Origin of the sequence: Microcoleus sp. Z1_B2 (genome assembly GCF_036700325.1) — a bacterium.
In the GTDB taxonomy this organism is placed as follows: domain Bacteria; phylum Cyanobacteriota; class Cyanobacteriia; order Cyanobacteriales; family Microcoleaceae; genus Microcoleus.
Genome location: NZ_JAUBOQ010000030.1, coordinates 32,119 through 45,063, shown reverse-complemented (window position 1 = coordinate 45,063; position 12,945 = coordinate 32,119). Strand labels below are relative to the sequence as shown.

Annotated in this window: 14 protein-coding genes; 5 read left to right on the top strand and 9 right to left on the bottom strand. The window is 44.9% G+C overall.

From position 1 onward, the window contains the following. Positions 1–142 precede the first annotated feature (142 nt). From QT984_RS18440 to ureC, 5 genes are all read left to right on the top strand, one after another. Entirely contained in the window at positions 143–1,018 is an 876-nt protein-coding gene (locus tag QT984_RS18440; protein WP_333313141.1) for an urease accessory protein UreD, read from the top strand. A 173-nt stretch (positions 1,019–1,191) separates the two neighbouring features. Continuing rightward, complete coding sequence (gene ureA / locus QT984_RS18435; RefSeq protein ID WP_006635319.1) at positions 1,192–1,494, top strand: urease subunit gamma; 303 nt, start codon at positions 1,192–1,194, stop codon at positions 1,492–1,494. A gap of 33 nt (positions 1,495–1,527) precedes the next feature. After that, the gene (locus QT984_RS18430) at positions 1,528–1,839 is read left to right on the top strand and encodes an urease subunit beta (protein WP_333056340.1); all 312 of its coding nucleotides are present in this window, start codon (positions 1,528–1,530) and stop codon (positions 1,837–1,839) included. A gap of 67 nt (positions 1,840–1,906) precedes the next feature. Continuing rightward, on the top strand, positions 1,907–2,908 hold the full coding sequence (locus tag QT984_RS18425; RefSeq protein WP_333056339.1) for a DUF91 domain-containing protein: 1,002 nt from the start codon (positions 1,907–1,909) through the stop codon (positions 2,906–2,908). 5 nt (positions 2,909–2,913) lie between these two features. Beyond that, positions 2,914–4,686 carry an urease subunit alpha gene (ureC, locus tag QT984_RS18420; RefSeq protein WP_333211426.1) on the top strand — a complete coding sequence of 591 codons (1,773 nt, stop codon included), beginning with the start codon at positions 2,914–2,916 and terminating at the stop codon, positions 4,684–4,686. On the opposite strand, the gene QT984_RS18415 is transcribed toward ureC, so the two are convergent. The 9 genes from QT984_RS18415 to QT984_RS18375 all read right to left on the bottom strand — a co-directional run bounded on the left by QT984_RS18415 (position 4,683) and on the right by QT984_RS18375 (position 12,595). Then, the gene (locus QT984_RS18415) at positions 4,683–4,865 is read right to left on the bottom strand and encodes a hypothetical protein (RefSeq protein ID WP_333056337.1); all 183 of its coding nucleotides are present in this window, start codon (positions 4,863–4,865) and stop codon (positions 4,683–4,685) included. The two genes, ureC and QT984_RS18415, sit on opposite strands and share 4 nt — an antisense overlap. Before the next feature lie 180 nt (positions 4,866–5,045). Then, positions 5,046–5,675: a hypothetical protein gene (locus QT984_RS18410; RefSeq protein WP_333313142.1), complete on the bottom strand. Its 630-nt coding sequence runs from the start codon at positions 5,673–5,675 to the stop codon at positions 5,046–5,048. Between the two features lie 341 nt (positions 5,676–6,016). Continuing rightward, positions 6,017–6,349 carry a CRISPR-associated ring nuclease Crn3/Csx3 gene (gene crn3 / locus QT984_RS18405; RefSeq protein ID WP_333056335.1) on the bottom strand — a complete coding sequence of 111 codons (333 nt, stop codon included), beginning with the start codon at positions 6,347–6,349 and terminating at the stop codon, positions 6,017–6,019. Between the two features lie 170 nt (positions 6,350–6,519). Further along, a complete protein-coding gene (locus QT984_RS18400; protein ID WP_333374617.1) occupies positions 6,520–7,470 on the bottom strand; it encodes a DUF192 domain-containing protein in 951 nt (316 codons plus the stop codon). 19 nt (positions 7,471–7,489) lie between these two features. Then, positions 7,490–9,340: an NAD+ synthase gene (locus tag QT984_RS18395; protein WP_333339709.1), complete on the bottom strand. Its 1,851-nt coding sequence runs from the start codon at positions 9,338–9,340 to the stop codon at positions 7,490–7,492. Positions 9,341–9,427: 87 nt separating this feature from the next. After that, a complete protein-coding gene (locus QT984_RS18390; protein WP_333056332.1) occupies positions 9,428–9,721 on the bottom strand; it encodes an isochorismate lyase in 294 nt (97 codons plus the stop codon). A 70-nt stretch (positions 9,722–9,791) separates the two neighbouring features. Continuing rightward, the gene (locus QT984_RS18385; RefSeq protein ID WP_333056331.1) at positions 9,792–10,541 is read right to left on the bottom strand and encodes an NrtR DNA-binding winged helix domain-containing protein; all 750 of its coding nucleotides are present in this window, start codon (positions 10,539–10,541) and stop codon (positions 9,792–9,794) included. Further along, entirely contained in the window at positions 10,502–11,101 is a 600-nt protein-coding gene (locus QT984_RS18380; protein ID WP_333056330.1) for a nicotinate-nucleotide adenylyltransferase, read from the bottom strand. Before QT984_RS18380 ends, QT984_RS18385 begins: the two co-directional genes overlap by 40 nt. Before the next feature lie 69 nt (positions 11,102–11,170). Further along, entirely contained in the window at positions 11,171–12,595 is a 1,425-nt protein-coding gene (locus QT984_RS18375; RefSeq protein ID WP_333056329.1) for a nicotinate phosphoribosyltransferase, read from the bottom strand. Between the last annotated feature and the right edge of the window lie 350 nt (positions 12,596–12,945).

The window sequence follows — 12,945 nt, the reverse complement described above, 5'->3', positions numbered from 1 at the left end:
TTGATAAATGTAAATTCTTATACTAATAAGTGGAGAAACCAAAAATATTTCAGAGAACGATTATCATTATTTAACTAATTGCAGGGAAGCGCCGCAGTCGTGGTATGTTTTTGATCGGGAATGTTTTTAAATTTTAAAATTAGTGACTGAAAATTTGACCAAACAACATATAGATCAAGTTAAAAATGGCTGGCACGGCAGCCTGAATTTAGTCTACGCTAACCGCAGCGGCTCAACTCAAATCATTCACAATCAAATGCAAGCGCCCCTCAAGGTGCAGCGCCCGTTTTATCCTGAAGGGAAAGAGATTTGCCACAGCGTCATCTTGCACACGGCTGGGGGAGTTGTCGGGGGCGATCGACTTTCGGGCCATTTTCACCTCCAAGCCAACGCCAAAGCCTTGATTACCACGGCCGCCGCTGGTAAAATCTATCGCAGCAGCGGACTAGAATCACAACAAAATATTGACATTAAACTAGAATCTGGTGCTAATTTAGAATGGCTGCCCCAAGAAACTATAGTTTTTGATGGCGCCATATATCGGCAAAATTTGCGGGTAGAATTAGCACCAACAGCGAAGATTTTACTGTGGGAAATTACCAGATTTGGACGCAGTGCTAGGGGCGAAAAGTTCTTGTCGGGAGAATGGATCTCGCACACCGAAGTCTGGCAACAAAACAGTCCTTTATGGATTGATAGACAATTGCTAAAAGGTGGAGAAAAAATGCTCGAAAGTCCTCACGGCCTCGCAGGAAAACCCGTAGTCGCCACCCTCGCTTGGGTAGGCGAACCCGTAACCACAGAAGTCGTCGAAAAAGTGCGAGATTTGCCATCTGAGGCAACAATTTATCCTGGTAATTCCACCGTCGGCGTGACTCGTATTCCTAACGGTTTGCTGTGCCGATATCGCGGTACATCCACAACTGCAGCGAGAGACTGGTTTGTCAGCATTTGGCACTTGCTGCGCTTGTCTTTTTCAGAACGCCCTTGCTGTTTGCCCAGAGTTTGGATAAAATAGGATGATATTTGAGTTTCAATCTATAGTTGCCCTCCTAACTAGATTATTCATCTCTCTCTTCTGGAGACTCTGCGCCCTCTGCGCCCTCTGCGGTTTAATCATTCTTAATCATTCAGCAACAACCGTAAACGATATCATAACCAAATAATGCGATCGCACTTACAAGAATAAAAATGCAACTCACCCCCCAAGAAAAAGACAAACTGCTGATTTTCACCGCCGCCCTGGTAGCAGAGCGCCGCAAACAAAGAGGTTTAAAATTAAACTATCCAGAAGCACTAGCCTACATTTCCGCCGCCATTTTAGAAGGAGCCAGAGATGGCCTCACCGTCGCCGATTTAATGAGTTACGGAACAACTCTCCTGACGCGGGAAGATGTGATGGAAGGGATAGCAGAAATGGTGCATGAAGTCCAGGTTGAGGCGACTTTTCCCGATGGAACTAAGTTGGTAACAGTCCACGATCCGATACGTTAAAAAATCAACCACATAGACTCAGAGGAGGAAAAGATGATTCCCGGAGAAATGATTGTTTCAGCAGGCGAAATAGAATTAAATGCAGGGCGTAAAATACTACGGTTGCTGGTAGGAAATAAAGGCGATCGACCCATTCAAATCGGTTCCCACTATCACTTTTATGAAGCCAACGAAGCCTTAGAATTTAATCGAGAACAAACAAAAGGAATGCGGTTGGATATCCCCGCAGGTACAGCAGTCAGGTTTGAACCGGGAGATGAAAGGGAAGTGCAATTAGTGCCGTTTGTTGGTAGTCGTCAAGTCTACGGCTTCAATGGAAAAGTGAATGGTGAGTTAGATGGATGAGATTTTTAGAGGGACGAGACTTTTTGGCCGAACTTAAAAAGAATAATTAGTAGGAGGATAATTCGATATGCCCGATCAAATTAGATTGTGGGAAATATCAAAGGATAAATTGAATGAAATTACCGAATCTAAGTTAGACTTAGAATTTCGTTTGGAAACCTGGCTAGATAATGATATTTCCCTCCTAGCAGATGATCTCTTAGTAATTGGTCGGCAAGTGATTACTGATTATGGTGGAAAACTTGACCTTTTATGTATAGATAGGTACGGAGATTTAGTCATTGTTGAGTTAAAGAAGGACAAAACATCAAGAGAAGTAACAGCACAAGCCTTGGATTACGCCTCATGGGTTAAGGATTTGTCAAAGGAGAGAGTTACAGAAATTGCCAATGCTTATTTACTGACTAAAAATGGCAGTAACTTAGAAGATGCTTTCTGTGATAAATTTAGCTCAGAATTCCCTGATATTTTGAATTATCAGCACAACATTATAATTGTAGCTGCACAGATAGATATTATTTCTGAAAGGATTATTAAATACTTGTCAGAAACTTATGGTGTGAGAATCAATGTCGCAACATTCCAGTATTTCCGTGACTCAAGCGGTAGAGAGTTACTAGCAAGAAAAATGTTTATCGAGCCTGAAATAAAACCTGTAAATATATCAAAAAAAAATCCCACTTTGACCCTGGAACAATTACTTGAAATAGCAGATAGCAATGAATTTGGAAAAGTCTATAGACTACTTTATGACGAAGTTGTACCAGATATATTTTGGATAAATACAACAACAAAAGGTCTGGCATTGAGAGAAAGAAGTCAAAATGGCAAACTTATCTTAAATCTTTTGTTAACTGAAAGCACGCCTAGGAATGGTCTAAAAGTTAAGGTATACATAGATAGAATTTCAAACTATTTAAACATTGATGCAGAAGAGTTTGCTAATTTGTTGCCTAACTATCAAGAAATAGAACAAAATGATTCCTTTGGTTTAATTGCTGAAGGATTCTTTAAAACAGAAGAACAGGTGAACCAGTTTGTGGGAAAATTAAATCAAGTAAGGAGCTAATTAATATGAGTTACAGAATGGATCGCCGCGCCTACGCGGAAACCTTCGGGCCGACAACGGGCGATCGCGTCCGGTTAGCCGATACAGAATTATTCATAGAAGTTGAAAAAGACTTCACAACCTACGGGGATGAAGTTAAATTTGGCGGTGGCAAAGTTATTCGCGACGGCATGGGACAGTCGCCTATTTCTAATGCGGACGGCGCTGTTGACACGGTAATTACTAATGCTTTAATATTAGATTGGTGGGGAATTGTTAAAGCAGATGTTGGGATTCAAGACGGGAAAATTTACAAAATTGGTAAAGCCGGAAATCCTTACATTCAAGATAGGGTAGATATTATTATCGGGCCTGGTACTGAAGTAATTGCCGGTGAAGGAATGATTCTGACTGCTGGGGGAATTGACACTCACATTCACTTTATTTGTCCGCAGCAAATTGAAGTGGCGATCGCCTCTGGAATCACGACAATGATCGGCGGCGGCACTGGCCCCGCAACGGGTACAAACGCCACAACCTGCACTCCTGGGCCTTGGCATATGTACCGAATGCTGCAAGCAGCCGACGCTTTCCCGGTAAATCTAGGGTTTTTAGGTAAAGGAAATAGCAGTCAACCCCAAGGATTAGTCGAACAAATCTTTGCCGGTGCAATGGGTTTGAAACTCCACGAAGATTGGGGAACTACACCAGCAACGATCGACACTTGTTTGAGTGTCGCTGACGAGTACGATGTGCAAGTTGCAATTCACACCGACACTCTCAATGAAGCGGGATTTGTGGAAGCTACAATTGCCGCATTTAAAAATCGCGCTATTCACACTTACCACACGGAAGGTGCTGGCGGCGGACACGCACCGGATATTATTAAAGTGTGCGGACAAGCTAATGTTTTGCCCTCGTCAACTAACCCGACTCGCCCTTACACTGTCAATACTTTAGAAGAACATTTAGATATGTTGATGGTTTGCCACCATTTGGATCGAGGCATTCCTGAAGATGTGGCTTTTGCTGAGTCGAGAATTAGAAGGGAAACTATTGCTGCTGAGGATATTTTGCACGATTTAGGTGCGTTTAGTATGATTTCTTCTGACTCGCAGGCGATGGGAAGAGTGGGAGAGGTGATTATTCGGACTTGGCAAACGGCACATAAAATGAAAGTGCAGCGGGGGAATTTACCCCCCCTAACCCCCCCTTATCAAGGGGGGGAAACAAGAGGGATAACCCCCCCTTACCAAGGGGGGGAAACAGAGGGGATTAATGACAATTTTCGGGTGAAGCGGTACATTGCGAAATATACAATTAATCCGGCGATTACTCACGGAATTAGTCAGTATGTCGGTTCGGTGGAAGAGGGGAAATTGGCGGATTTGTGTTTGTGGCGGCCGGCTTTTTTTGGGGTGAAACCGGAACTGGTAATTAAAGGAGGGGCGATCGCCTATGGGCAGATGGGAGATGCTAACGCCAGCATTCCGACGCCGCAACCGGTGCATATGCGGCCGATGTTTGGCAGTTTTGGCGGTGCGATTGGGGCGACTTGTCTGACGTTTGTTTCCCAAGCTGCGCGCGATCGAGACATTGCCGCACAGCTTGGTTTGCAAAAGCCCACTGTAGCAGTTTCCGGCACACGACAAATTAGTAAAAGAGATATGAAACTCAACGATTATTTGCCACAAATGGAAGTCGATCCAGAAACTTATGAAGTCAGGGCGGATGGGGAATTGTTAACTTGCGAACCGGCAACAGTTTTGCCAATGGCGCAGCGGTACTTTTTGTTTTAACTGATATTTTGCACCATTTTCAGCAACAGGCAAGATTCCTGTTCCACAAAATATAAATTTTCTTGTGGAACAGGCACCATTGTCAGCAACAGGTAAGATGCCTGTTCCACAAAATATAAATTTTCTTGTGGAACAGGCACCATTGTCAGCAACAGGCTTTCCGGCCTGTTCCACAACATATAAATTTTCTTGTGGAACAGGCCGGAAAGCCTGTTCCTAAAAAGCTAATTGACACTGTGCAATATCTCAGTTTTAACCGATTATACAATCATGTAGGGGCGGGTTTTACCAACAATATTTGCCAAAAACCGACTATCTCAAAAACCCGCCCCCACCCAACGGCAAATTTTCATCTTACTTCATTCGGGATGTAATTTATTGTTAGAAAAATTGAGCGATCGCACTATCAAACCCTGACACAAAAACCAAAAATAAAGTGCAATATTAATCCCGCTCAACAGCTTCGGTATTCCCTCCAGCAAGCTCGAAACAATCTCGTTTTTTAAAGGCAGCGCTTCTGCAAAAAAGGCAACAAATAACAAACCAACGCCACTCAGCAGTAAAGGATAGGGAGTCGAGCGAATTTGTCTCCGAAAAGCTAATCCGTATGCAATTGCCAGCACCGCGTAAAATATGACAATTGTCGCTTTCGGGAAACCCGCACGTCCCAGATGAACGTGGGTGCGAAAAACTTCATTGAACAGAAAGCAACCTGCAAACAGTGCCGAATATAAAATAAATCGATTTTCTGGGCGATCGGGTTGAATAATTCTCAGCAATCCAAAGGTAAAAGCGCACACCATTACCGATAAATAAAATAACATTTGAAACGCCAAGAAAAAGAAACCTGCACCCGGATACGTGGCAGAACAAGGCGGCAAAAATAACCCTTTTACTGAAGAACCGAATAAACTCAGACACGCCGTCACTAGCCCAACTAGCACTAAAGTTAGACTATTGAACAACAATACAGTTCTGTAATTTGCCATAATTAATAACTAAGAAATAACAACTAACAATAGTATATTGCCCGTCAAACTATTTTTTTGCCTTAGTGCGGATTCAGTAAGGTGCATGACAACACCAACTGCACGCTAAACAGCGCAGATGTTTTGTGAATTTATAGGGATTGCTGTGCGTGCATCTGTGGCTAATAATCTTCTGAGGGAGCTATAGCAATGCTAAATGACTCGTAAATTTTTTACCCCACCCCAACCCTCCCCTTAGCAAGGGGAGGGAGTAAGAAATTCACAGTCGCTAAGGCAGGTAAGATGCCCCCACCACGGGAAGTTTTATTTTTATTTATTATTACCTAAAACTCAGGAGAGTCTTAATCGCTCGGTAAACTCAATTTTAATACCTGTCCAACTGATACCTCGTGCTTGTGCGTCGCTACTACCACCGCACCTTCTAATCGCGGATCGTAACATCCAACCCAAGCTGCAGGATGACATTCGTGCACTAAATACCCGTACAGCCAAATTGCTCCTCTACCTTCAATGACAATTCCTTGGCTTAATTGAACGTGTTGAGGAAGTTTCAAACCTTGTAAATCATCGGGTGTGATGATACCGTCTTGAGTTGTAATTCGCAAGCGCAAATGTTGGTAAGCTAAACCGTCTTGAGTTTGATTGGGGATTATTTTTAATTCAATAGGATTCATGGGATGCACAAATGTTGAATGCTGCGATAAAATCATATCATGTCCGGTAGTATGGGCGGGGGCGGGTTTATTATATTGTAGATTATGGGCAATTATTGTTGGTGAACCCGCCCCTACAAAATTTAACATCATACAAGTCCGAATCAAACAGACATGATATCATCTACCTTTTAGGGTAAATTGGGAATCCGATCGCCCACTTTCAATCCCAATTGGGCCGCCCTTCCGCCTCTGAGTTCAATCACTCCGTCAACGGGAACATCCGGGCCGTAGTTGGGGCAGGTTTCGCTCAAACACGGCGGTACGTTAGGAATTATCGCCTGCACGACGCCTTCCCGCAGAAAAACCATATCGAGTTCAATAAACACGTTTTTCATCCAGAAACGCACGTTTCGCGGGGGTTCGATCGGGAAAAGCATTCCCCTGTCGTCTGGCAATTCTGTGCGAAACATTAAACCTGTCGCTTGTTCTTGGGGAGTTTGCGCCACTTCTAGTCCGATCCTCTGCGAGGGCTGCGCTAACGCGCGATCGGCTATAATCGTGTTAACAGAAATTGGCAAAAGCTGACCCCTATCTAGTCCGCCAAACAGCGACATAAAGTTGGATTCTGTCAGATTAGAATTTCCCAAAACAACTCCTAAATAATCACCAGAGTTTTTATCTTTCATAATAGTTTGGTTGTTGGAAACAGAAAGCTCTAAATCGCTAAACTTCATGCCTTCTGTCAAGACAATTTTATCATTGCCGTTGCCAAAATCGGTAATTATATCGGCTTCACTAATAGTAGATGCGGCGGCGGTTTTTTCCATCACAAATAAATCCTCCCCCGCGCCTCCTGTCAAGAGATCCCTGCCTTCGCCTCCTATTAGCAAATCCTGACCCCGATCGCCAAAAATCCAATCGGAGTCTTGTCCTCCATAGATTGTATCGCTTCCTTGCCCGCCAGACAGCGTATCAGCGCCTTCATTTCCTGCTAGCAAGTCATTTTCCCGATCGCCAAAAATTCGGTCGTTTCCCCCCAAACCTTGAATAGTATCATTACCCGCAAATCCTCTAATCGTATCGTTGCTGAGAGTTCCCGCGAGAAAATCGAAGCCAAAAGTACCGTCGATGTTAACCATTTTGCGTTTAAGGATGGGTTTAATAGAAGGAAGATTTGGCGATCGGCATCCGCCAACCGGTACCAAAAGCTCGATCGCTAATTTTCAAACCTGGGGCTGCTTGCCGCCGCTTAAACTCCGCTTGCCTGACTAATTTTACTACACGTTTAACCACGGCTTCATCGTGTCCAGCAGCGACAATTTGTTGAACCGATTCGTGATGTTCGATCGACCGCTGCAAGATGTCATCCAAAACATCGTAATCCGGCAAAGAATCTTGGTCAATTTGTCCAGGCTTCAGTTCAGCACTAGGCGGTTTAGTAATAATATTAACCGGAATAATTTCCTTTCCCAGGGGCGGGCATGGGGGTGGGTAGGGAGAGGGCGGGCACGGGGGCACCGCCCCTACATATCCGCCAGAATTCAGCCACCTACAAAGCGAATAAACGCGAGTTTTCGGCACATCGGAAATCACCGCCAATCCCCCATTCATATCGCCGTAGAGGGTGCAGTAACCCACCGCCATTTCCGACTTATTGCCAGTCGAAAGTAGCAAATGTCCGAACTTATTAGAAATTGCCATCAACAGATTGCCTCGAATCCGCGATTGAATATTTTCCTCAGCAATGCCGAAAGTTGTGTTGACAAACAAATCGGCGAGAGTGCGATCGTAAGTTTTCATCAAATCGTCGATCGACAACATTTCGATCGCGATGCCCAGATTTCGGGCTAATTCCAAAGCATCATTAACCGAATGATCCGAACTATAAGGAGAAGGCATCAACACCCCTAGAACATTTTCGGGCCCGATCGCGCAACTGGCGATCGCAGCCACCAAAGCCGAATCTATCCCGCCACTCAAACCGAGTACAACCTTAGAAAAACCGCACTTGCGGACATAATCTCGCACTCCCAAAACCAAAGCAGCCCAAATTTCGGCATCTCCAACCGCCGGATAAAAACTCAAATCAGTTGTGGAACGGGCATCTTGCCCGTTCCCGCTGCCAACGCCACTGCCGATCGAACCTAGTTTTTGTCGTCCTTCACCTAATCCCAAATCAGTTGTGGAACGGGCATCTTGCCCGTTCCCGCTGGCAACTAAATCTTGTTTAGCTGCATCATATTCCAGCACCGCAAAATCCGTTTCAAAAGAAGCTAATACCTGAATTAAATCACCCTTTCGATTCACAGCAAAACTGCTGCCGTCAAAAATAATATCGTCATTTCCTCCTATTTGATTAGCATAAATAATCGGTATCCCGCAGCGGATGACGCTGTGCTGCAACATAGCCGATCGCACTCCCCGCTTCAGAGCAGAATAAGGCGATGCCGACAAATTCACCACTAAATCTACACCCAATTTTGCCAAATCGGAAACAGGATCGCCCGCGTAACTGCGTTTACCCCAAAACTCCTCATTGTTCCACAAATCTTCACAGATTGTCACGCCGATTTTGACTTCGCCAATAGAAAAGTAATTGCTGTTTTCTCCCGGTTCAAAATATCTATCTTCATCAAATACATCATAAGTAGGCAACAAGCGTTTATGAAAAACTTGTTTGACCACGCCATTTTGCAACAAAACAGCGCTATTAAACAATGATTTTCCGCCTAGTTGAACAGCATTAGCATTAGGTAAGGCAGTGCCTGCTATGACTGCCAACTCCGGCGGCAAAGCTTGCGCCAGTTGCAGCAACTGTGCACCTGCATCTGCAATGAAACTCGGATTGATTAACAAATCGCGCGGCGGATAACCGATCAGGGAAAGTTCCGGTGTTAGCAATAAGTTTGCGCCCTCAACCTCAGCTTTTTTCGCAGCCTCCAGAATTAGGTTGGAGTTGCCCAAGATATCACCAATAGTAGGGTTGAGTTGTGCGATCGCAATTTTCATCTCACCAAATCACCTAATAAATATTGCTAACAGTCCGCCCGCGCGGACTCACTTTCCTATAGTCCTAGATTTGAATGTAGCGAAAGATTACTTGGATTTGTAATGTTTCAACTCTTCCTCAATATAATAATTTACCAAATCCCGGTAAATATTTTCAACCACATCAGGATTCAAACCCGATTGTTGAGCCCACTCGCGCCGCTGCTGTAACATATCGTGAAAGCGATCGAACGATTTAACGCTAGCTTCACTCGTTTTGAACCTTGCTGCAGCGATGACGTATTGAAATCTCTTGCTCAAAGCCTCGATCACTTCTCGATCGATGATATCAATTTCCTCCCGAACTTCGTGAATATTAGCGCATTCATCTGGATCTTTCATAGTCCGTACTCCTTAATAGCTTCTATTCTCATGTTACTAAATTGCTCCCCGAATGTCATCCAATAAACAGCTAGATAAACACCAGAGGCTTATTTTTGAAAGGAGCAAAAGCGGTCGCATCAAAGCGGTACAAACTAGCAGGGCGGCCCGCCCCGCGCGAAACCTTAACACCGGTATCGCACAAAAAACCCAATTTCAACAATCGAGCTCTAAAATTAGAATAATCAGAAAAATTTTCCCCCAAAATAGTTGTATAAAGTTGATACAAATCGCTCAAAGTAAAAAGTTCCGGCAACACTTCAAAAGCTACCGGGCTGTATTCAAGTTTGTTACGCAGTCGCCGATATCCGTATTCGAGAATTTGATTGTGATCGAAGGCCAGCTTAGGAACTTGTTGCACGGGATACCAAGCAATGCCGCCGACGCGGTGGCCCACACCCGCGACTACACTCCCAGCAATTAACTCAGCTTCCTCAAAACGAACCAAAGCAAAATAACTCACCGAAAGATAGCGATTGCCCCTGGTAATTTCCCGAGGATCGCGCCCCGGTTCTCCGAAAGTATACAATTGCTCCAGATACAAATTTTTTACCCGAATTTTCTCAGACAAAATCCGGTAAGCCGCATTTTCAAGAGACTCTCCGTGTCGCACCAAAGTACCGGGAAGACTCCAAGAATCGATAAACGGTTCGTCTGGCCGCATTAGCAACAGCACCAACAAGCGGTTCTGCACGGTATCGACGGAAAAAATAACATTATCTACTCCTACTTTAAAGTCAGCTAATGAGCAACCCTCGCTCTTGTTTGTGCCTCGTGCCATGCGTACAAATGCTCCCTATGGATGTAATCTTCGATGGTGGGAGTCAGAGCTTCCCTGTCTCCTTTTTCCCGATAGGAAGTAGAAGAAACATTGGGAGCACTCAAAGATGCGATCGCCACCTCTGCACCCATGCGCCTCAACTGCCACAAATCTAATTGTTCTGATGGATAACCGGGTCGCGGTACTATCAGCAAGTCCACTTGTTTTAACAATTGTTCAAATTTGTACCAGCGAGACAGTTGCCCCACCAAGTCCGAACCTATTACCAGCGTCAAATCTGCATTCGGCCACAGCAATTTTGCTTGTTCCACAGTTTCCACAGTCCTCGGACTGCTGAGTTCTGGATGCAAGCAAAGATTGTGTCTGGGCGAATTAATTTCTTGAATCATTAACAGCAGCATTGCCGATCGGTGTTCTAGAGAAGTTTGGTGCGACTTAAAAGGATTGTCCGACGCCCAAACTGCTACCCAATCAAAATGTTGCGAAAGCCAACTCAGAATTGTTTTATGTCCTGCTGTTGGTGGATCGGCACTGGTTCCAAAAAGAGCAATCTTCTGCATAGGGAATCGGTAATTGTTGACTGTTGACTGTTGACTGTTGACTGTTGACTGTTGACTTCAATCTAAAATCTAAAATCTAAAATCTAAAATCGATTGACTCTTTTTCGTTTTTTCGGTGAGACTCTGCAAATCTGTAGAAATTTCCACTGACGGCGAAATCGGGTTGTCAAGTTGACGAGTTTCGGGTCGAAGACTGGCGACAGAAGCAGCAGTGCGTTTGGCGATATCCTCCAAACTTTCCTGGTTCTTGACTCGTTTTCCCTCCTTGAAAACCAACTCCATTAATGGTAAGTAAGAATCGCAATTGTGAATAGTTTCTCCCGACAATCCTAAACAATCTCCGAGAATTTGCCCATTTTCAATATGTCTAAAAATTTGCTTTCTTCCTGGATATGTTACCTTGCCGCTTGCCTCTTTCATCACCGGAATTCCGTCAATTTCCACCAACTTATAAACACCGTTCACAGGGGAACCGCTGACTAACTTGGTTCCCAAACCGTAACCGTCAATGCAAGCACCGCTACTTTTTAATTTAGCAATTTCTCGATCGTCCAAATCGCCACTAGCAAAAATTGGAACCCCAGGCAGGATCGATCGAACTTCCCGCGACAGCACCGCCAAATCGCCCGAATCCAGCCGCACGCCTTCCAACTGCATTTCACCGCTGTTTACTCGATCGGCCAACATCCGCGCCGCCCCCACAGTATCATAAGTATCGATCAGCAGTGGCGCCCCCGGAAAATAGCGGTGAAAAGCTGCAAACGCCTGATTCTCGCTGCCTTCGAGGGCGGCAACAGCCATTACCAAAGCATGGGCGATCGTACCGACAGGTTTGCGGCCCAACTTCAAAGCAGCCAAAACATTAGAAGTTCCGTCGAATCCCGCAGCCAGAGCAGCCCTAGCCGCCCAAACAGCAGCTTGAGGCCCAAAAGCCCTGCGCGTCCCGAATTCCAGCAACTTAGCCTCCGGGCCCGCCACATCCCGCAGCCGCGCTGCCCGCGTCGCAATCAAAGTTTGATAATTTATGGCATTCAATAAATAAGTTTCCACTAACTGAGCCTGCCACAGAGGAGCCTCAATTCGCAGCAGTGGCTCATTGGCAAAAACCGCCGTCCCCTCCGGCACCGCCCAAACATCGCCAGTAAAACGGGCTGTGGCGAGTAAAGTCCAAAATCGTTCCGGGGCGCCGGCAAAAATCCCAGTGGACTGCAAAGCCTCAATTTGCGACTGAGAAAACCGAAATTTCTCCAAATAATCGATAACTTGAGCCAAACCCATCGCGATCGCGTAGCCAAAACCTTCTGGCAGCCTGCGCGCGAACAACTCAAAACTCGCGGCCCGCCCGTCGAGCCCTTCCCCGACGTAACAAGCGGCCATCGTTAGCTGGTAGAGATCGGTCAAAAGGCTGTAATCTGCTGAAGAAACCGTTAGTTCCTGGTCTTCTAAGATTTCTTCAAAACCTGTGAGCTGCAGGCTTTCTGTGGTAGTTTTCATAAAAAAAACCCCGGACAAACTTCTTTTTCTTAATTATAGTGACAAACACCATATCTTTTTGTAAATATTTGATGAAGATTGCAGATATTTGTCGGATAAATTCGCTTATAATGCCCTTTGATAGCGGATCTCGGTTAATTTGTACATTAATATTATGGTAAATTCAATATAAATATTGAATTTAACAAACTCAGAATTAAGCACAAACACTCAAGCGTTCCGGGTTTTTTGCGAAAATATTTCGTTGCAGCCTTTGAATAGAGTTAGAAAACCCGGTTTCTGACCGTCGGGAGGGCGATCGCGAGTGCTGGAGTTGAGCGAGGAAATAATCTACCAGCAAAAGGTCGATC